We start from the raw sequence: 20,566 nt of genomic DNA on the forward strand, positions 1-20,566 counted from the left end.
TACCTCACAAGCGCCTGTCAAGGGGTTGCCGAACACTGGTGCCCGCGAGGGTTAAACAACTGTGGGGAGCCTGCCAAGCAGGCTCCCCACAGTTGCACGCCGACCTAGCGGAGCGTCCTGAAGAAGGTCCGGACGTCGTCCACGTAGGTGTCCGGCACCTCGAGCGGGGCGAAGTGGCCGCCGTCGTCGTGCACGCGGTACTGCTGGACGTTAAAGTACTTCTCGGTCCAGCTCCGTGGCGGCTTGTAGATTTCGCCCGGGTAGATGCCGATGGCGGTCGGCGCCCCTACTACCGGGAACCTGTCGTGGGAGGGCTTCCAGGGGTTGCCGCGGCACTCCCAGTAGTAGCGCGAGGAGGTGCCGCCGGTGTTGGTGAGGAAGTACACGGCGGCGGTGGTGACCAGATCCTCCTTGGGCCACACGCGCTCAAAGGCTTCGGTGCCCTGGCCGCGCTCCTCGAGGCCCCAGAAGTAACGCTTCTCCGTGATCCAGGCCAGCTGGGCTGCGGGGGAGTCGGCCACGAGGGCTGCAAGCGTCTGGGGCTTCGTCAACTGGATTTCGCCGTAGCCGCTCTCCTTCTGGACGAAGAGCTTGCCGCGTTCGAACCAGCCCTTCTCATCCGCGTCGTTGTACTCGCTCTCGTCCGGGAGTCCGAGGAAGGGGTCGTACTTCACGCCCGGAGGGGCGTCGGGATGTTCGGCGAGATAGTGGCTCATCTGGGCCGGGAAGTGCGTGTAGACGCCGTAGACGTCCTGCTCATATTTGTGGCCGTGCTGCTGGGCGATGAGGGCGCCCCAGTCGCCGCCGGCCGTTGCGTATTTCTCATAGCCGAGGACGTCCTTCATGAGGGCATTCTCCAGGTCCGCGGTCCGCCACCAGTTCCAGCCCGGTTCGGTCAGGGGCGAGGAGAAGCCATAACCCGGGAGCGAGATGAGGACGACGTCGAAGGCGTCCGCCGGGTCGCCTCCGAAGCTCGCCGGGTCGGAGAGCGGTCCGATGACCTTACGGAGGTCCCAAAAAGTCCAGGGCCAGCCGTGGTGGATGAGCAGCGGCATGGGGTTCGGCCCCTTGCCCTTGACGTGGATGAAGTGGAGCGGAACGCCCATGAGTTCCGTTTTGAAGTGCGGCAGTTCGTTCATGCGCCGCTCGACGTCCCGCCAGTCGTATTCGTGGATCCAGTAATCGACGAGCTGCTTGTGGTAGTCGGTGTTGTATCCGTACCGCCAGTCGTCATTGGCGAAGTCCACGGGATATCGGGTGCGGCGGAGCCGCTCGTCCATATCCTTGAGGTCCTCATCCGGGATCGAGATGGTGAAGGGGGTGACCCCGCCTTCGTTGTGCGCAGCCATTGCGCCTCCTCGTGAAAAATAGATGGTTGGGTTTGACGTGCTCAGGTGATGTTGTACAGGGCCCGCGCTTCTTCATGGGTTGCGATGGGCCGGCCCACCTCCCGCGCGATCTCCTGGGCCTGCTGGAGGAGCTCGAGGTTGGTGGGGTTGCGGGCCGGATCGTAAAAGAGCTCCAAGCCGGTCTTGATGTGGCCGCCGAGCTCGATGGCCCGGCGGAGGATGGCGGTGTCATCGAGGGCGCCCTGTCCCCAGATCGAGATGTACCAGGGGTGCCTGACCTTGGCTTCCTCAATCATCGTGAGGTAGTAGTAAAGGCTCTCAAGGCTCGGTTTCATGCCGTTGGTGCCGATCGGTTCCATGGCGGTGAGACCGTAGTCTCCGATGAGGTAGAAGTCCCACATGGAGCCCTGCGTCGACAGGCCCCGGTTGACGTAGTGCATGGCGTGGCGCAGGTGGCCTGGCTCGTACACGCCGAACACCATGGCCAGGTCCCTTTCGCGGAACATTTTGACCTGGCTTGCCACGCGCTGGTAGTTGAATCCGAACTCCGGTCCGGAGAGGTAGCCTTCCTCGTCTTCCTCGACGGCGAAAAGCGTCAGGCCGGTGTCCACGCAGCCGATGCGTACGTTGCCGCCCTCGTACAGGTGCGGCACGTGCTCGAGCCCGTTTTCGTGGGGCAGCAGCCGGAGGTTGTTGCAGGTGGTGGGGTACCACGTGATGTCCGGGTGCTTCTCGAGGACCCGGTCCCAGGTGCGCATGTAGTCTTTGTAGGCGTTCTCCCCGAGCAGGTCGAAGCTGGTGTTGTGCGCATGGATCGCCCCGGCGCCTGCCTCCCAGCACCTGATCGCGTCTTCCGCGATTTCCTCGTAGGTGATGGGTGTGTTCGGGTTCATCTCCTTGGTGCGGATGCCGTTGATGTGGGACTCGATAACGACCGGGTAGTCCCAGTTCGGTTTCATGTCGGCGTATTTGTCGAGGGCGGTGGACACGGTACCTCCTGCAGGTGGCGTGGCGCCGATTCACGCTAGTCAGCCGCAGGGGTGTGAATCGATATGCGCACTTCTAATGAATATGCAATCGATCATGGGACGTACGTCACACCGTTGTCAATAGGTGCCCGGTATCGCGGGCGGTTTTAGGCTTTCGAGGCGGCCGTCCGCCGCCGCGGGGTTGACTGCGCGGGCTTTAGGTCCGCGGCCGCCTTGCGGTCCGCCGAAGCCGTGTCGACAAGGAAGCGCGCGGTGGCCGCGTCCGTGACCAGCGTGTCCACCCACCCGCCGGCCGCTGCTGCCCTGATGGCCCGGTGCTTTCGGGCGCCGCCGGCTACCGCCCACCGGTGCCGGGCGTTGCGAAGCTGCTCCCGGGTGATGCCGACCACCAGGTCCTCGAGTTCCGAGTCGATCGGGTTCCCGTCGGCGTCGAGGAAGTGCAGGCAGACTTCCCCAACCGCCCCGAGTGCACGCACACGGGCGAACTGCTCGTCCGAGAAGAAATTGTCCCCCGGGCGCAGGTCCGGATCGATCTCGTCAGCGCCGATGCCCACCAGTGCCAGATCCACCGAGTCGAGCATCTGCAGTGCTTCCCGGGCATGCGGATCGCCGCTCAGCAGGAGTTCCTTCATCTCCGGGCTTGCTGCCACGCCGGGCGTCCGGAGGAAAACGGGCTGCGCCCCGGTGAGGGCGGCGAACTGCTGGGTGGACCGTGCCGTGGCGTGCTGCAGCGAGGGCGGGCCGAGGTCGCCCAGCGTTTCGACGACGTGCTTGCACCGGGTGCGCATGGGCAGCATGGTGTCGATCATCATCCGCATCGTCTTGCTCCAGGAGGTCAACGCGATCGTGCTCACCTCGAAGGCCACGTCCTGCAAAAGGGAGGCCATCGTGTGCGCCAGGTCCTTGCCCAGCTCCTGCTCGTTGTCGCTGACCGCGTCGATGATGTGGACCTCGCTGAGTCCGTACAGCGCCTCCACGCGTTCCTCAAGCTCCGCATGGATATGCGGGGGAACAGCCACCACGGTCCGCACGATCGACGCGTCCTCGGCCTGGGCCAGCAGCCTCGACACCCGGGATTGCGAAATCTGCAGACGTTTGGCGATATCCGTCTGGCGCATCTCGTGGGTATGGTAAAGGCGCGCAACCTTGATCATCAGTCGCTGCGCGTCGATGTCATTCATTGGACTCCTTCTTTTGCTCCGCCCATCTTATGGCCCCCTTGACACGTGACTTGGGGCACATAACACTTGTAAATGGAAATGCAGCTTGCAAATATTTATTCTATTGCTTATGGGGCTGGAAGGGAAGCGCTATGGAGGAGTTCAGCACTCCGTTCGACGTCGTCGTCGTAGGGGCAGGGATTAACGGCCTGGGAATCGCACGGGATGCAGCGCTCAGGGGGCTGCGGGTTGTCTTGCTCGAGCAGGATGACATCTGCAGCGGCGTCTCCGCGTGGTCCGGACGGCTTGTCCACGGAGGACTGCGGTACCTCGAACACCGCGACTTCGCGCTGGTCCGCGAATCGTTGCGTGAGCGCGAGCTCCTCTTCCGGCTTGCGCCCCACCTGGTCAAACCGCTCCGGCTCATCATGCCGCTGAGCTCGCACAGCCGCCGTCCCGCCTGGCTGATCCGGATCGGCATGTTCCTGTATGACGCCTTGTCCTTCGACAAGAAGACGCAGGGGCACGAGGTCCTGAACCGGGACGCGATCCTTCGCCGTTTCCCGGGCATTGAACCCGGCGGCCTCCGCGGGGCAGTGGTCTTCACGGACGGACAGGTTGAGTATGCGGAGCGGCTCTGCACCGAGGTGGCCCTTGCGGCAGCCGGAGCCGGCGCCGTGATCCGGACCAAGGCGCGGGTCGAGGAACCTGTCCTGGAAGGCGGACGGGTTGTCGGCGTGCGCTACCGGAACACCCTGACCGATGAAATGCATGAGGTCCGTGCACCGATCGTCCTCAACGTGGCCGGGCCGTGGATTGACCGGATCTTCCGCCGCGGCGCGCCGGACCAGCCGCGCCTGAATGGCGGCACCAAGGGCAGCCACCTGATCGTGGATCCCTTCCCGGGAGCCCCGGACGACGTCGTTTACTACGAGTCCAAGACTGACGGCCGGCTTGTCCTCGTGATCCCGTGGATGGGCCGCTACCTCATCGGAACAACGGACCTCCGGTTCGACGACGATCCCGGCGAGGCCCGTTGCGACGCCGACGAGATGGACTACCTGCTGGGCGAGGTCAATGAACTCATCCCAAGCGCAAACCTCACGCCCGCTGACGTCCTTTTCACCTATTCCGGGGTGCGCCCACTGCCCTACGCACCTGATGTGGAAGAGTGGGAGATCCCCCGGAGCCATGTTCTCCACGACCACGCCCCGGACCTGCCCGGGCTCATCACCGTGGTGGGCGGGAAACTGACCACCTATCGCCAGCTTGCCGAAGACGCGGTGGACGACGTCTTCAAGCGCCTCGGACGCAGGAGCCCGAAGTGCGTGACGGCCAGCCTCCCGCTCCCCGGGGCAGCGGGTGATTTCGGTGCTGCGCGGGCCGCGCTGGGCCGGGAAGGCCTCGACCGGCGGACGATTGAACGGCTGCTGGCCCTGTACGGGACGCGGGCACTGGACGTCATCGCCGAAGCGGACGCCACCGGTGCGGGCCACCCCGTCCTCGATCCCGCAACGGGTGCGCTGGAGGCCGAGATCCTCCTCGCCGTGCGGCGTGAGTTCGCCCAGACGCTCACCGATGTCCTGGCACGCCGGATGCTCCTGGCCTTCGAGCCGGGACATGGCCTCGACGTGGTCGGACGGGCCGCTGCAGTCATGGGTGCCGAATGCGGCTGGGACCAGGCGCGCCAGGCGGCCGAAGTCCGCGGCTACCGCGAATGGCTGGAACGGCTTGCGGTGCCCACCCGCGCCGCGCAGGGCCGGCCCGCAGTGGAGGGCTCCACGCCGTGAGCGCCCGGTACGTCCTGGCACTGGACGAAGGCTCGACGAGCGCACGTGCAGTACTGGTCTCCCTTGACGGAATGATCGTGGCGGAGGCCCGCCACCCGGTGACTCCCCTTTTCCCGAAGCCGCGGTGGGTTGAACTCGACCCCGTCGCGCTGTGGGAGGCCCAGCGGAACAGCATGCAGGCTGTCATGGCCAAGGTGGGCGCCACGACGGACGATCTGGCCGCCGTCGGAATCACTACCCACCGGGAGTCCTGCCTCCTGTGGGACCGCCGGACTGGGAAGCCCGTCCACAACGCGATCATGTGGATGTCCAAGCAGACGGACGGAATCGTCCAGCGCTGGAGTACGGACGGCCTTGACCCGGAGTTCCGGCAGCGGACCGGGCTCTTCAACGATTCCTTCTTCAGCGCGGCCAAACTCGCCTGGGTGCTGGAGAATGTGCCCGGAGTCAGGGAACGCGCCCAGCGCGGGGAGCTTGCCGCCGGCACAGTGGATACGTGGCTGCTGTGGCAGCTGACCGGAGGCCGGTCGCATTTCACGGACCACAGTGAGGCATCCCGGACGGCGCTGTTCTCCCTTGAAACACGCGACTGGGACGAGAAGCTTCTCGAGGCCTGCGGCATCCCTGCCCGCCTGCTGCCCCCCGCCCTGCCGTCCGATTCGCACTTCGGCGACATGCGGCCGGCCGACGTCGGCCTTCCGGGGACGTCCAGCGTGCCCGTCATGGCGATCATGGGTGACCAACAGGCGGGGATGTTCGGCCAGGCATGTTTTGAGGGTGGGTCGGTAAAGAACACCTACGGCACCGCCGGCGTCCTGACAGCCAACAGCGGCCAGGCCCCCGCGATCCTGGACGGCCTCACCGCCAGCGTCGGCTGGACGGCGGGCGGAACAACCGCCTATGAAATCGAAGGCGTTGTGTTCCACTGCGGCCAGACGCTGCAGTGGATGCGGGAGCGCCTGGGGATCCTTTCCGCCGATACCGACCTCGAGGAACTGGGACGGAGGGTGCCGGACACCGGAGGTGTCTACATAGTCCCGGCATTCGCCGGCCTGTGTGCGCCGCACTGGTCCCGGGACAGCAAGGCGAGCATCGTCGGGCTGACACTGGAGAGCAGCGCCGAGCATATTGTCCGGGCCGGCATCGAGGCGATGGCCTACCAGACGCGGGACAACATCGATGTGCTCGTGGCTGGGGGAAACCCGGTTCCCGAGCTTAAGGTCGACGGCGGCGCGGCGCGCAGCAACCTGCTCTGCCAGTTCCAGGCGGACATCCTCGGCGTTCCCGTGCTTCGCCCCACCGAGCTGGAGCGCACGGCGTTGGGGGTAGCCCACCTGGCCGGGATGGGCGCAGGGCTCTGGGGCCGCGACGACCTGGCGACCGGTTGGCATCTCGACCGGGTGTTCGAACCGGCGATGTCCGCGGACCGGCGCGAGGAGCTGTATGCAGGCTGGTGTGACGCCGTGAGGACCGTGACCGGGCGGAATCCGGGTCCCGGAACGCTGTGAACGGCGAGCATCCGCCGTTCGGTTCCGGCTTCATCCGGCTGGTCCGCGATCCGAAACCGCGCTCCGGCCCGGAGGACATGGAGTTCATCGCCGGGCGGCTCCGTGCGCTCTCCTCCGCCTCAGCCGGTGAGCTGAACTTCTCCTTGCCGCTTCCGACGGCGGCCTTCAGCCGCCGGGATTCGCTCCGCCCCGGGTACCCAAAAGCCCGTGACCTCCTGGCAGCGCACGGTTACGAACCGATCATCCGGCCAGTGGGGGGACACCTGGCGCTGTACGGTTTTGGTGACCTGGTGGTCCACCTCTGGGCGCCGCACCCGGACCCGCGGCGCTCGATCAAGGAACGCTTCGAATCCTTCGGCCACCACACCGCCACGGCCCTCCGGGACCTCGGGGCCGATGCGCGCATAGGTGCCGTGCCGGGCGAATACTGCACCGGCGAATTCAGCGTCAACCACGCCGGGCGCGCCAAACTGGCCGGCACCGGGCAGCGCCTGACCAAGGACGGCTATCTGTTTAGCGCCGTCGTCATGGTTGAGGATGCGGGCCCGGCCCGGGCGGCCCTTGAGGAGGCATACGCACTCCTGGGCCTCGACTTCCGCCCCGAATCCGTCGGCTGCGTTGCCGATGCCGTGCAGGGAGCCACCGTGGACGACGTCCGCGAAGCCCTGGCCGGCACGCTGATGCCCCAGCTTCAGCCGGCAGCGCGTGCCGGCTTCACGCCCACGGAGTTCCGTGCCGAGCGTGCCATCGACCCCCATTCGCCTTACACCCTGTCGGGAGCCATCCGTGTCCACTGACCACTCCGTCCGGTCCACTGTCCGGGCCCTTAAAGACCATCCGCGCGCCCGCGTCCTCATCATCGGCGGCGGCATCAACGGCGTCGGCACCTTCCGTGACCTTGCGCTGCAGGGCGTCGAGGTGGCCCTCGTAGAGCGCGGCGACTTCTGCCAGGGCGCCTCCGGGGCCTCGTCCCACATGATCCACGGCGGAATCCGTTACCTCGAGAACGGCGAGTTCCGCCTGGTGCACGAATCAGTGGTCGAGCGGAACCGGCTCCTGCGCATCGCACCGCACTACGTCAAGCCGCTGCAGACCACCATCCCGGTGTTCTCGACGTTCTCGGGGCTGCTGAACGCCCCGCTTCGCTTCATCACGCACCGCTCAGGCAAACCGCAGGAACGCGGGGCGCTCCTGGTGAAGGTGGGCCTGAGCCTCTATGACGCGTTCTCCCGGCGCGGCGGGACGGTCCCGCGGCACCGGTTCGTGGGCCGCAAACGCTCCCTGGCGGAGTTACCCGCCCTGCGGCCGGACGTTAAATACACCGCCACGTATTTCGACGCCTCGGTCCATGACCCCGAGCGGCTGACCCTGGACGCGCTCCGGGACGGACTTGAAGCCGGGCCCCACGCACGCGCCGCGAACTACGTGTCGTTCGTCGGAACGCACGACGGCGGCGCCCGCCTCCGCGATGAGCTCACCGGTGCGGAATTCACCTTCGCCGCGGACGTCGTCGTAAACATGACCGGCGCGTGGGTGGACGCGACCAATGGAGCCCTGGGATCGCCGTCGCGCTTCATGGGCGGGACCAAGGGCTCGCACATCGTCTTGGACCACCCCGGGCTGCTGGCCGCCACCGGCGGCCGCGAGATCTTCTTCGAGCACAGCGACGGACGGATAGTCCTCATCTACCCCATGGGCGGCCGCGTGCTGGTGGGCACCACAGACGTGGACGCGGGGGAGGACCTCGAGCCCGTCTGCACGGACGCCGAAATCCAGTATTTCTTCGACCTCATCCGCCACGTGTTCCCCACCGTGGCAGTGGATCGGAAGGACATCGTCCATACGTTCTCCGGGGTCCGGCCCCTGCCGCGGCATGACGACACCGCCCCGGGCTTCGTGTCCCGGGACTACCGCATCGAACGCTCTGTCCTGCCCGGAACCGACCGGCCCGTCCTGAGCATCGTCGGGGGAAAATGGACCACCTTCCGGGCATTGTCCGAGCAGGTGGCCGACGAGGTCCTGGGACTGCTCGGGCGGGTGCGCTCCGTGGATACACGGAACCTGCCCGTCGGCGGAGGACGGGCCTATCCCCAGGACGACGCCGGCATCGAGGCCTGGATCGCTGCCCGCACCGGACCTCGGATCAGCGCGGACCGCGCCCGGACGCTCCTGGCCCGCTACGGCACCCGCGCCGACGACGTGCTGGCATTCCTTGCCCAAGGACAGGACGCCCCGCTGCGGAGCACCGCCGAGCTGAGCGTGCTTGAGCTCGCCTGGATGGCCGAGCACGAGCATGTAGCGCACGTCGCCGATGTCCTGATTCGCCGGACCAGCCTGGCCTTCCGCGGCCTGGTCACCGCAGAACTCGCCCACGAGGTAGGTTCGCACCTGGCGCCCTGCCTCGGCTGGGACGGCCGCCGGACCGAGCAGGAGGCGCAGGCAGCGTTGTCGCTCCTCGCCCAACGCCACCGGGCCGGCACGGCAATCTCGGGGGTGCTGCAATGACCTTGGCACCTGAAGGCCGGAAGCTTTTGCGCGTTGAGCAGCGTAACTCCGCTGTCCCGGTGGAGCGGAAGCCGGAGTGGATCAAGGCGAAGGTGCAGATGGGGCCGGAGTTCGTCCAGCTCAAGAACCTGGTGAAGAAAGAGGGCCTGCACACGGTGTGTGAGGAGGCCGGCTGCCCCAACATTTTTGAGTGCTGGGAGGACAAGGAAGCCACGTTCCTGATCGGCGGGTCCGAGTGCACCCGGCGGTGTGATTTCTGCCAGATCGATACCGGCAAGCCGTCCCCGGTGGACATGTTCGAACCCACCAAGGTGGCCCGCTCCGTGCAGGCCATGCAGCTCCGGTACGCCACCGTCACCGGGGTGGCCCGCGACGACCTCGCCGACGAGGGCGTGTGGCTCTACGCCGAGACGGTCCGGAAGATCCACGAACTGAACCCCGGCACCGGCGTCGAACTTTTGATCCCGGACTTCTCCGGCAAACCCGAACACATCAAGGCGATCTGCGACTCCGCCCCCGAGGTGTTCGCCCACAACGTGGAGACCGTGCCCCGGATTTTCAAGCGGATCCGGCCCGCGTTCCGCTACGAGCGGTCCCTGGATGTGATCACGCAGGGCCGGAACCTGGGCATGGTGACCAAGTCCAACCTGATTCTGGGCATGGGCGAAACCCGCGAGGAGATCTCCGAAGCCCTCCGGGACCTGCACGGGGCAGGTTGCGACCTGATCACCATCACCCAGTACCTGCGCCCGTCCGAGCGGCACCTGCCGGTGGACCGCTGGGTCAAGCCGCAGGAATTCGTGGACCTGCAGGACGAGGCCACGGAGATCGGGTTCCTGGGCGTCATGTCCGGCCCGCTGGTCCGCTCCTCCTACCGCGCCGGCCGGCTCTGGGCCACCGCAATGCGCAAAAAAGGCCGCGACATCCCCGCCGAACTCGCCCACATCGCCGACGGCATCCAGGACTCCGGCACCACCCGCCAGGAAGCCGCAACCCTCCTGGCCCGCTGAAACCACATCGCCTCGCCGCCGACCTGTTCCGGCTTCCCGGCCGGGGCCCTGCAGAACCGAAAGAGGAAGCATGATCCACCACGCCACCCAGCCTGCGGACCTGGCCGCCGACGTGCTGGTCCAGCTAAAACACTGGCCGGGCGCACCCTCCCTCGCCGTCGTGGGGCCCGAAGGGGTCCTGGGCTGCCATGACGAAGGACGCGTTTATCGGCTCGCTTCGGTGACCAAACTGCTCACTGCCCTTACCCTCCTCGTCGCCACAGAACAGGGGGACGCCTCGCTTGACGCTCCGGCCGGCCCCCCGAATTCCACCCTGCGCCACCTGCTGGCCCACGCCTCGGGCATTGGGTTCGAGGAGGAAAAGGTACGGGCTACGCCCGGGGCCAGGAGGATCTACTCGAACCGGGGCATCGACCTGGCCGCAGAGTATCTCAGCGCGCAGACCGGCAGGCCCTTCGAAAGTGAGTTGAGCGAGCGGGTCCTGAAGCCGCTCGGCATGGACCGGACATCGCTGGCCGGCCCGCCGTCCAAAGGAGGCATGGCACCCATCGGTGACATCGCCCGGCTTGCCCAGGAGCTCCTGCGGCCCCGCATCCTCACCAACTCCGTGGTGGACGCCCTGTCCTCAGTTGAGTTTCAGGGGCTGGCCGGGATACTGCCCGGATTCGGCCGCCATTGGGACAACTCCTGGGGCCTCGGCGCCGAGGTGCGCGGCACCAAGGAACCCCATTGGACGAGTCCGCATAATTCCCCCGTCACTTTCGGGCATTTCGGCATGGCAGGAAGTTTCCTCTGGGTGGACCGGGAAGCGGACTTGGCCTGCGCAGCCCTGTCCACCGTCGATTTTGGGCCCTGGGCCGCACGCCTGTGGCCGGAGACATCTTCCGCCGTCCTGAAGTGTTATCGGGACCGGTTCCCACACCCCACGCCAGCTTGCAGCAGCTAAGTCCGGGCGCCGTTAGCCCGTCACCGCCCGCGTCGCCTTCATCCACTCGCTCAGCCATGGCGCCGCGCGTGGCTACCAGCGCGACGTAACCTACCGGCGGGGGAGGCCGAGGTAGCGGGGCACCCGCTGTGCGTAGTCCGGGTAGGACTCCGGAAACAGCCCGGCGAGCGTGTCCTCTTCGCTCAGCACAAACCGGTGCTCCCCCAGCAGTTCCGCGGGCAGCAGCGCGAGGACCCAGGCTGACCCGGCCATGGTTCCCGCGCCGAGCTGGATGATCCACCAGCCCACGTACATCGGGTGGCGGGTGACGGCATACGGGCCGGTGACCACCAGGTCCTCCGGCCGCTCCAGCTCGAACGGGCCGGCAGAGCGCCGCCGGCGTTCAGCCAGGGCCCAGGCATTCAGGCCGGCGCCAGTGATCACCAGTCCCGCCCCCACCATCCTGTGGACGGAACGGGGACCGGGGAGCGGCAGTGGGCGGAGCCTGGCGAGCGCAGCATCGAGTGCCATCGCGGCGACGACGGGCGCCGGCAGCGGAAGGTTTTCGTAGACCGCCTTCACGCGTCCCGCCAGGATGCGTACGGAACCGACGCCGGCTTTCATGGCTTCAGGGTACGCCGCGGGTCTCGGTGCAGCACCCTGCTGAGCAGCCAGACTGTCCGCGGGACAGGCCACAGGATGGCCAGCCCCAGCACCGGCACCAGCGAAACGCCCACGTCCGGGAACTGGCGGACGATGACCAGCAGGTCGGTGTCGAACCGGGCGGGCGCGTAGACGAGGCAGAGCCAGAGGGCGAAGGCGTCGAGTGCCAGCGCGGCGGCGGCCCACGCCAGGGGAGCCCAACGCCCACTGCGGACGAACCGCCGTCGTAAAAGCACCGAGAGGGACAGCCACAGGCTCAGCAGCTCCGCCAGCAGCAGCCCCAGCGAGACGGCCCAGCTGAACTGCTGCAGCCAGTCCTCGAAAACCACGGCGGGCACGGGGGAGCGCCCGTGGAGGATCCTTAGGATGTTCGTGTCGATGGCCTTCAGCCGGGACGGGGCTGCGGTGTCGTTGCCGTTGACGACCAGGGCCACGCCGAGCCCGGACTCCGGGACCATGGCCAGGTAGGTGTGGCTGTTGCCCCATTCCCCCTGGTGCTCCAGCAGCAGCGGCACGTCCCCGGCCGCCGGCGCCGGGGCAGCGGGGTCAACGGATTCCACGAGCGGCCGGGTGTACCAGCCCATGCCGTAGCCCTTCGCGCCGTCCACGGTGGTACGGGGCTCGAACATCGCCGCCACGCTCCCTGGCTCCAGGATGCGCGCTTCCCTGTGTCGGCCGCCGTCGAGCAGTGCGGCCAGCTCGCGGCCCAGGTCCTCGGCCGAGGCATACAGGGTGCTGGAGGGCATCCCCGCGGCTGGCGCCGGAACGTCGGTCCGGACCCAGAACGAGCTGAACCAGCGCGCATGGCCCTCGGCCGCGCTGTCCTCCCGGGCGGCGGCCGCCGTCGTATGGCTGTGCACCATTCCCAGCGGCGCGAAGACGTGCTGCTCCACATACTCCCCGAAGGGCTGGTTGGCGGCGGTCTGCACTAAGAGGCCCAGGACGTTGTAGTTGGCGCTGGCGTAGTGGAAACGCTGCCCCGGTTCGCCGGCCAGCGGGGAGCCGGCCAGTGCCCGGACTGATGCTTCGAGGGCGCTCGGGTCCTGGCTGAGGGAGGCCTCGAAGGCCGTGTCCCTCGAGGACATGCCGCTGGTCTGGTGGAGCAGGTGCCGGACCGTGATGGCCGGGGACCGGCGATCGTCCAGCGTGAACCAGGGCAGGTAGGTCCGCACCGGCTCATCCAGCCGCAGCCGCCCGGCCTCCACCTGCTGCATCACCGCGATGGCCGTCAGCGACTTGCTGGTGGAGGCCAGCAGCACCGGGGTCTGCGGCGTCATCGGCCGCCCGGCGGGGTCCGCCTTGCCGAAGGCGGCGGAGTGCACCTGCCTGCCGTCACGCACGACGGCGATCGCGGCACCGGGAATGCCGAGGGTTTCGAGCTGGTCGAGGAGGAAGGCGTCCACGGCGGCGTAGGCGTGTTGCGGATCGACGGTTTCCGTGGCGGCCGTGGCGGGAATGGTTGCGAGCGTCGCCGCGTGAGTGGCGCCAACGAGGGCCACGAGGCAGCAGAACAGGAACCAGCGCGGTGACCAGGATATTGTCCGCACGGTCACTGGCCGGGGGTAGGCGTAGCCCCGGCCTGCGGGGGACGGTCCTTAAGGAGCACCGTCCCTGCGATGATGCCCCCGGCTGCCAGGAGGGGTATCGGACTTTGCAGGATGGTGCCCAGGGCAGCCAACCCGGAGTCCGCGATGGGCCGTGATGCCGCAAAGAGGCACGCCGCGTCGCTGGCAAGCGCTGCCGCGTATCCGGCGATGAAACACACCACGAGCGCGGGGGTTCTGTAGTCCTTGGTGAACGCCCTGACTGCGGCGTCGTACGCGAGGTATTTGAGGCCAACGACGGTGGGAACGAAGGTCAGGACGAAGACAACGTCCACATCTTCGGGAAAATCGCTGAGGGACACGTTGGCGTTGCCCTGATAGACCCCGGCTGAATGGAACCACAGGCTGTAAAGCTGGATCCCGACCAGGAGCGCCGAGACCATGCCGTACCGCAGTGCCGTTCCGGCCCGCGTCATCCCCAGTGCCATGGCTCAGCCCAGCGCGGCGTCAGTCGAAAGCGAACCAACTGCAAAGACTGCAAGGACGAAGGCCAGCACCATCAGGCCGGTGGCGGACCGCACGTGAGCTTTCTTTGTGCTCCGCATTGAGTCCCCCTATGCAACCCAGTCCAAGGCAGCCGTCCATCTGCCCAAGCCAACCTTAGCGTCCGGCAGGGCAGTGACGTTCCTGAGCAGTGACGTTCCTGAGAACCGCTTAGGTGTCCACGGCGCTCCTCCATGTCAGCCACCATTGCGGAGGCCAGCTCCATGGGACCGTTTTACGTCTTCAGCTCGGCGGCGGCGAAGGACACTGTGAAGCGGGCGCACCAGATGCTGACAGAGGTGTAGTCTCCCAGCACTGTGGCTGCCGGGATGTCATAGTTCTGATCGCCCTTGTTGGCTTTGAGCGCGCCCAGGTCGAGGTAGGCGCCGTCATCGAACACATGCCAGCCCGCCAACCCTTCGATCACCGGGGCATCGCTGAGCCACACCCGGAGGTCGGGGCCATCGGAGGTATTGAGGCCCTCAAGGCGGAGGATCCGGCTCCCGTCGGGAAGCTCGAGGATCCGCACCGTTCCCGAGCTGGCGTGTTCATGGCTGATGAGCCGGCCTGTTGCCAGTTCACGTGGAACCGGGGCGGGCGCGGCGGGCGCGGGCGCTGCCGAGGGCCCAACCGATTCGGATGCAGGAGGGGCAGCAGCCGGCACATCCTCGATCACAGTTGAGCTGGTGAAGATGCGCCACGGCTGGAACAGGTATAGCCCCACGGCAACCGCGATGACAGCCATGAGCGCCACAACCGGGATGACAACACGCCGTCTCATACCACATCAACGTCCGGACCCACCGTGCCGTTCCGCGCCCGGAGGGCCACTCCAATGCGTCCTCCAGTACTCGTCCCGGTCCGAGTGGTTACGCGCCCTTCCCCTGCCTGTGACCTACCAGTGGGTAACCGTTTACCCGGTGCTGTGAGGGTGGACCTGCCGGCTGAAACCGCCGGCAGCATTCACTCAACCCGGAGGATCTTCGTGTACTTGATTGCCAGACCGTCCAAGTTCCATCCCGCCCGGCCCTTGGCCCTGACTGCCGGCACCTTGGCAGTCATTGGCGCGGCTTCCCTTCTCAACCCGTCCACCGGCAATGCCGTCGAGCCTGCCGTCGAGCCTGCCGACTGGGCTGCCACGGCATACCGCGGCAGCGTCAACGTAATCGAAGGACCGGACGAGAACCAGCAGGTGATCGACGGCGTCGCCTACGTGGACGAGGACCAGGACTCGGTGCAGGACGGCAACGAGCGGGGCCTCGCCGGGGTGACCGTATCCAACGGGCGTGACGTGGCAAAGACGGACAGCCAGGGCCGCTATGAGCTGCCTGCGTTCGACAACATGACCGTGTCCGTGACCCAGCCGCGCGGCTACCAGGTTCCGGTGGATGCGGACAACGTGGCCCAGTTCTTCTACCACCACCTGCCCGCGGGTTCCCCGGAGCTGAAGTTCGGCGGCCTCGAGCCCACCGGACCGCTGCCTGACCAGGTGAACTTCCCGCTGGCTAAGAGCGGCCTGACCCAGTCGCCGGAGCAGCACTGCGTCATCGGCGGCGACGTCCAGACCTACGACCAGGACGAGGTGGAGTACGCCCGCACCGGCGCCTTCACCGACCTCGCCGCTCGCACGGACTACGCAGGCTGCGGCGCGCTGTTCATCGGCGACGTGGTGGGCGATGACCTCTCGCTGTATCCGCAGACCCGGGAGCTGGCGGGCATGCTGAACGGCCCGGCACGCTTCCTGCCCGGCAACCACGACCTCGACTTCGATGCCACCAGCAGCGAGCACACGTTCGATACGTTCAGGGCCAAGCTCGGCCCGGAGTACTACTCCTACGACGCCGGCAAGGCCCACGTCGTCGCGCTGAACACCGTGGAATTCCCCACCAAGCAGCCGGCCGCCAAGGGCGACTACACCGGTTCGCTGGATGAGCGGCAGCTTGAATGGCTGCGCAACGACATTGCCCAGGTGCCGGAGAACCAGCTGATTGTCCTGGCCGCCCACATTCCGCTGCTGGATTACGCGGACCAGGGCAGCAGCAAGCACCAGGTGGCGCAGGTCAAGGAGGTCTACGAGATCCTCGAAGGCCGCGAGGTGGTGGCGCTCGGCGGGCACACCCACAGCATCGAGAACCTTCGCGAAGGCGACTCCCTGGCGGGCTGGTCCGAGCTGTTCGGCATCGACGCCCTGCCGTTCACCCACATCACCGCCGGCGCCATTTCCGGCGACTGGTACTCCGGACGCCAGACCGCTGAAGGCTACCCGCTCGCGTACCAGCGCGATGGCGGCCTGCCGGGAGTGCTGACCCTGGACATCAAGAACACCGAGTTCCAGGAGCGCTTCTCCGTCCGCGGCGAGGACGAGTCACTGCAGATGTCCCTGGGCCTGAACACCCCGCGCTACCGCGAGTGGTACGCCCGGAACCTCGCCAACAAGGGCAGCGCCCCCGCGTTCGCTGATCCGATGACGGTTTCCCGTGAGGACCTGGTCAACACCACATGGCTGACCACCAACTTCTGGATGGGCAGCACCGGCTCCGCAGTGAAGGTCCAGCTTGACGGCGGCGAGACGGTTGAGGCGGTACGTACCCAACAGATGCAGGGCGAAGGCCAGTTGGCCGGTGCTGAGTACTCTGACCCGGTGGCCGTCCAGGAGCAGTTGGTCAACGGCGGAAGCCTGGCCGACCGCATGATGCACCTGTGGCGGCTGCAGCTGCCCGCGGACCTGGCAGCAGGCGAGCACACGGCCACGGTCACTGCCACTGATGTCTACGGCCGGACGTTCACGGAGACCCTGGCGTTCCGGGTCGCCGGATAGCGGTTACACGCAGCACCGCGGCTTAGCAGAGAGAGAAAGGCCCTGGCACGGTTCGTGCCAGGGCTTTTCTCTGTCTGGACTCACGACGGCGGCGCCTGCGTTGGGCGCGGCAGGCAATCTCCGTGCACGGTAGGGCCAGCCCACGCGGCGGGCAGGCGTGCTCCGCATGGCGCGCGGCGCCGTCGTGCTTGCCCGTAAACCAAGCCTCAGCACATGGTTGGAGCACCTTGACTTGAACACGTGGCCCATCATCCTGACAAGAGCTGGAGCAGCAGCCCTTCCAGCGCACTGATTTCCGGTGACAGAATGCCCGGCGGCCATTGAGGTGGTTCGCGGTCGGGTTGTTCGGCTTGGTACTGCTGCCCTGTGGGTGACGTCCAGCCGGGCGGTTCGTCCTTGGCAGCCGGCGTCGGTTCCCAGCCGCTGTTGTGTTTGAGCCGGTGATGTTTTGGGCAGACCTGTGCCAGGTTGCTGATTCCGGTGGTTCCGCCGTGTTGCCAGGCCTTGAGGTGGTCGATTTCGTTGTCGAGGGCGTTGTTGCTGCAGCCGGGGAAAGCACATTTGCCGTCCCGAAGATGCAGCGCTTTCCTCATGGCTTTGGTGAGTCGATAACTGGTGCGACCGATTTCCAGTGGTGTTCCGTCGCTCGGGTCAAGCAGGACGCGGCGGAATGACTCGGCACCCGCGGAGAGGAGTTGGCGGGCCATCGAGGCGGGGATGGGGCCGTAGCCGTCGAGCACGGCGGGTTCGCCGGTGAGTCCGAGAAGGGCGAAGAACGGAACGGTCACAAGCACGTCGGCGCGGGGAGTGGGGACCTTCGCGGCATCCGCCGGTGCCCGGTTGCCGTGGCTGCCGGGATGGTCGCTAGTGCCCGGGTCTGTTGCGGGTTCGTCGGAGCCGACGACTGTGGCCGGGCCGATCATGTCCGCCGGCGCCTCGCCCAAGACGTAACCGGTGCCGGTGGGCCCCGGGGCTATGGCGCCGCGGTAGGTGAGGAGCCGGTGGGTGAGGATGTCGGGCCGGAGTTGGGCGAGGGTGCGGGGTTCGTTGGGGCCTTGGAGGCTTCGGGCAGTTGCGGTGAGGTCGTTCCAGACCGCCAGGGCTTGGTCGGCGGGCAGGTATGCAGCGATCCAGGCCATCCCGTCACGGTCCGGCGTGAATTCCACGCGCCGATCGGCCACGCCCTTGCGGTGGCGTTTCTCGATCGACTCCGGGTGATGGCGTTCCCGCCAGCCCCGCACCTTTGCCCGTAACCGGGCCGGCACCAGTTCCGGGGCGGGGCAACCCCGGGCCGGATTGGGTGCGTCGGGGTCGAGGAAGTGCTCCACCAGCGCGGCTGCGGCGGCGTGGTCCAAACCCTCAGTTTCGTCGGCAAAAATCCGGGCCTGCTGCCAGGAGAGGCTGCCGGCGGACAGGGCGTCCATGACCGGCGGCATTGCACACACCTGCCGGGACTGGGTGACGAACGCGGACGCGGCACCGGAGCTGATGGTGAGGATCCCGGCGATTTCCTCAACAGTGGAGATCTCGGCGTAGGTCCGGTCGTGCAGGGGCGCGTCCGGCGGGGTCATGGCGTGCTGCAGGTCCATCGCTTCGGTGGCGGACCGCACCTTCCGCGCCGAGGCCTGGGACTCCAGCTTCTTCTCCAGCCCCATCCGCTCGAGCCGGATTTCGTACGCCCGCTGCAATACATCGGCTCCGTCCCCAGCGGTACCCGAGGCTCCGGCAGAAGCGAGGGCGGCGTCCTCGGCATCAAGCGCGGCGAGCGCAGCAACGGTGGCGTAGATAGCCTCCACGCCCGTCCCGGTTCCCGCTCCGTTTTCCACAGGAATATCGTCTAACGGGGGTACGACATTTTGGTCGGCCCTCACTGGACTGGGCCAAAGCAGCAGACCTGGGGGCCACGCAGGGTCCGCCCAAGCGGAGCACACGCCCGCGCTCTCAAAGTGCGTGCCGCCGTCGTACTTCTCCCAAAAGCGCAACCGTTGTTGCCCTGGCGGGTGCGGTGGCAGGATGATCGAAAGTGTTGGGCTCCTGCCGGCCAGGCGGGCTGGAAGAACGACGACGTATGCCCAGCCAAGCGAGCGAGGCGGCGGTGAGCGGGCCATGACAGAGCACAGAGGGCAGCAGCGGCGGTTGCAGGTATCCGACGTCAACGTCGTCAACCCCCGCACGCTGAAGAAGGCGCTCGGCGGGACCATCGTGGGCAACACGATGGAGTGGTACGACGTGGGCGTGTTCGGCTACCTCATCACCACCATGGGGCCGGTGTTCCTGCCTGAGGCGGACAGGGCCGTGCAGAACCTGTTCCTGCTGGGAACCTTCGGCGCCACCTTCATTGCCCGGCCGCTGGGCGGGATCTTCTTCGGCTGGCTGGGCGACAAGATCGGCCGGCAGAAGGTGCTGGCCATGACCCTGATGCTCATGGCCGTCGCGACGTTCGCCGTCGGCCTGCTGCCCGGGTACGCGGTGCTGGGCATCTGGGCGGCGGTGCTGCTGGTGGTCCTCAAGCTGGTGCAGGGCTTCTCCACCGGCGGCGAATACTCGGGCGCCACCACGTTCGTGTGCGAGCATTCGCCGGACCGCCGCCGGGGCTTCTACGTCAGCTTCCTGGACATGGGCAGCTATCTCGGTTTCGCGGCGGGCGGGCTGGTGGTGTCCCTCCTCCAGCTGGCGCTGGGCCAGGAGCAGATGGAGGCGTGGGGTTGGCGGATTCCTTTCCTTGTAGCCGGTCCGCTGGGCGCCGTGGCCGTCTACTTTCGGATGAAAATCGAGGAGTCGGCCGCCTTCAAGGCCACGCTGGAAGCCGAAGCCGTGGCAGCCAAGCACCCCGAGGCCGGGGAGGACCTCCGCCCGGTGGGACCGGTCGGGATTCTGCAGGCGCACTGGCGGCCCATCCTGCTGGCCATGATTCTGGCGGCGGCAGCCAATACGGTGGCTTACGCGCTCACGTCTTATATGCCCACATACCTGACCAGCAACAAGGGGTACAGCGAGGTGGAGGGGACGCTGCTGACCATCCCGGTCCTGGTGGCCATGGCGTTGTGCATTCCGTTCACGGGGCTGCTTTCGGACCGGATCGGCCGCCGCCGCGTGCTGTGGATCGGGGCCTTCAGCACCGTGGTGTTCGCGGTGCCCGCCTTCCTGGCCATAGCGGCGGGCAGCCTCCCTATGACCTTGCTGGGCCTGGCCCTCATTGCTTTCCCGGTGGCGTTCTCGGTGCCGAACCTCGCGTCGGCGCTGCCGGCGCTGTTCCCCACCGAGCACCGCTATTCCGCCATGGGCATTGCCTACAACCTGGCGGTGGCCATCTTCGGCGGAACGGCCCCGTTCATCATCGCGTCCCTCATCCAGCTGACCGGCGACGACATGGCGATTGCGTACTACCTCATGGCCGTGGCCGCGGTGGCTGCAGTGGCCATCCGGTTCCTGCCCGAGTCAGCCCGGCGGCACCTGCCCGGGTCCATGCCCAGCGTGGAGTCGGAGGAAGCCGCCCGGAAGCTGGTGGAGACCCAGGACAGCAACCCGCTGCTGGACGTGGACTCGCTGCCGTTCGAGAGCAGCTTCGAAATCGCGCGGGCGGAGCGCAAGGGCCGGCCCGGGAATCCGACGGCGATGTGAAACGTGGACTGACGACGGCGGCACTTGGCGTTGGTGCCGACAGCGTGATCTCGCCGACTAAAGGCCAGACGGTTATGCCAGCCCTTCACACGCGTGGCACCCCCATCACGGGCGAGGGCGGGAGACCGTAGACTCGGCGTC

Annotated in this window: 16 protein-coding genes; 8 read left to right on the forward strand and 8 right to left on the reverse strand. The window is 67.1% G+C overall.

Going from position 1 to position 20,566, the window contains the following annotated elements; translation table 11 throughout:
• Positions 1-104: 104 nt before the first annotated feature.
• The 3 genes from C3B78_RS04650 to C3B78_RS04660 all read right to left on the reverse strand — a co-directional run bounded on the left by C3B78_RS04650 (position 105) and on the right by C3B78_RS04660 (position 3,519).
• The gene (locus tag C3B78_RS04650) at positions 105-1,349 is read right to left on the reverse strand and encodes an epoxide hydrolase family protein (protein ID WP_104997030.1); all 1,245 of its coding nucleotides are present in this window, start codon (positions 1,347-1,349) and stop codon (positions 105-107) included.
• A gap of 41 nt (positions 1,350-1,390) precedes the next feature.
• Positions 1,391-2,338, reverse strand: coding sequence for a 3-keto-5-aminohexanoate cleavage protein (locus C3B78_RS04655; RefSeq protein WP_104997031.1), 948 nt, complete (start codon positions 2,336-2,338; stop codon positions 1,391-1,393).
• A gap of 146 nt (positions 2,339-2,484) precedes the next feature.
• Complete coding sequence (locus C3B78_RS04660) at positions 2,485-3,519, reverse strand: sugar-binding transcriptional regulator (RefSeq protein WP_104997032.1); 1,035 nt, start codon at positions 3,517-3,519, stop codon at positions 2,485-2,487.
• Positions 3,520-3,650: 131 nt separating this feature from the next.
• On the opposite strand from C3B78_RS04660, the gene glpD reads away from it, so the two are divergent.
• The 6 genes from glpD (at position 3,651) to C3B78_RS04690 (ending at position 11,257) form a co-directional block, all read left to right on the forward strand.
• The gene (gene glpD, locus C3B78_RS04665; RefSeq protein WP_104997033.1) at positions 3,651-5,288 is read left to right on the forward strand and encodes a glycerol-3-phosphate dehydrogenase; all 1,638 of its coding nucleotides are present in this window, start codon (positions 3,651-3,653) and stop codon (positions 5,286-5,288) included.
• Complete coding sequence (locus C3B78_RS04670; protein WP_158677181.1) at positions 5,285-6,796, forward strand: FGGY family carbohydrate kinase; 1,512 nt, start codon at positions 5,285-5,287, stop codon at positions 6,794-6,796. Before glpD ends, C3B78_RS04670 begins: the two co-directional genes overlap by 4 nt.
• Positions 6,793-7,593, forward strand: coding sequence for a lipoyl protein ligase domain-containing protein (locus tag C3B78_RS04675; RefSeq protein ID WP_104997035.1), 801 nt, complete (start codon positions 6,793-6,795; stop codon positions 7,591-7,593). Before C3B78_RS04670 ends, C3B78_RS04675 begins: the two co-directional genes overlap by 4 nt.
• Positions 7,583-9,301, forward strand: a complete 1,719-nt coding sequence (locus C3B78_RS04680; protein ID WP_234005519.1) for a glycerol-3-phosphate dehydrogenase/oxidase — start codon at positions 7,583-7,585, stop codon at positions 9,299-9,301. The genes C3B78_RS04675 and C3B78_RS04680 overlap by 11 nt, the downstream gene beginning before the upstream one ends.
• Positions 9,298-10,311 carry a lipoyl synthase gene (gene lipA, locus C3B78_RS04685; RefSeq protein ID WP_104997036.1) on the forward strand — a complete coding sequence of 338 codons (1,014 nt, stop codon included), beginning with the start codon at positions 9,298-9,300 and terminating at the stop codon, positions 10,309-10,311. The genes C3B78_RS04680 and lipA overlap by 4 nt, the downstream gene beginning before the upstream one ends.
• Before the next feature lie 70 nt (positions 10,312-10,381).
• Complete coding sequence (locus C3B78_RS04690) at positions 10,382-11,257, forward strand: serine hydrolase domain-containing protein (RefSeq protein WP_104997037.1); 876 nt, start codon at positions 10,382-10,384, stop codon at positions 11,255-11,257.
• A gap of 90 nt (positions 11,258-11,347) precedes the next feature.
• Here the strand turns inward: C3B78_RS04690 and C3B78_RS04695 are convergent, their stop codons facing one another.
• From C3B78_RS04695 to C3B78_RS04710, 4 genes are all read right to left on the reverse strand, one after another.
• On the reverse strand, positions 11,348-11,860 hold the full coding sequence (locus tag C3B78_RS04695; RefSeq protein WP_104997038.1) for a methyltransferase family protein: 513 nt from the start codon (positions 11,858-11,860) through the stop codon (positions 11,348-11,350).
• Entirely contained in the window at positions 11,857-13,446 is a 1,590-nt protein-coding gene (locus C3B78_RS04700) for a serine hydrolase domain-containing protein (RefSeq protein WP_199775390.1), read from the reverse strand. Before C3B78_RS04700 ends, C3B78_RS04695 begins: the two co-directional genes overlap by 4 nt.
• Positions 13,447-13,448: 2 nt before the next feature.
• Complete coding sequence (locus C3B78_RS04705) at positions 13,449-13,919, reverse strand: hypothetical protein (protein ID WP_104997039.1); 471 nt, start codon at positions 13,917-13,919, stop codon at positions 13,449-13,451.
• A 302-nt stretch (positions 13,920-14,221) separates the two neighbouring features.
• Positions 14,222-14,767, reverse strand: a complete 546-nt coding sequence (locus tag C3B78_RS04710) for a DM13 domain-containing protein (protein ID WP_104997040.1) — start codon at positions 14,765-14,767, stop codon at positions 14,222-14,224.
• Between the two features lie 204 nt (positions 14,768-14,971).
• Between C3B78_RS04710 and C3B78_RS04715 the strand changes: the two genes are divergently transcribed.
• Positions 14,972-16,804: a calcineurin-like phosphoesterase C-terminal domain-containing protein gene (locus tag C3B78_RS04715; protein ID WP_104999640.1), complete on the forward strand. Its 1,833-nt coding sequence runs from the start codon at positions 14,972-14,974 to the stop codon at positions 16,802-16,804.
• A gap of 248 nt (positions 16,805-17,052) precedes the next feature.
• Here C3B78_RS04715 and C3B78_RS04720 read toward each other — a convergent pair whose 3' ends face one another.
• The gene (locus C3B78_RS04720) at positions 17,053-18,630 is read right to left on the reverse strand and encodes an HNH endonuclease signature motif containing protein (protein WP_199775335.1); all 1,578 of its coding nucleotides are present in this window, start codon (positions 18,628-18,630) and stop codon (positions 17,053-17,055) included.
• Positions 18,631-18,910: 280 nt separating this feature from the next.
• On the opposite strand from C3B78_RS04720, the gene C3B78_RS04725 reads away from it, so the two are divergent.
• A complete protein-coding gene (locus C3B78_RS04725; protein WP_104997042.1) occupies positions 18,911-20,425 on the forward strand; it encodes an MFS transporter in 1,515 nt (504 codons plus the stop codon).
• The last annotated feature ends 141 nt before the right edge of the window (positions 20,426-20,566 follow it).

Source organism: Arthrobacter sp. PGP41 (assembly GCF_002953935.1).
Lineage (GTDB): Bacteria > Actinomycetota > Actinomycetes > Actinomycetales > Micrococcaceae > Arthrobacter.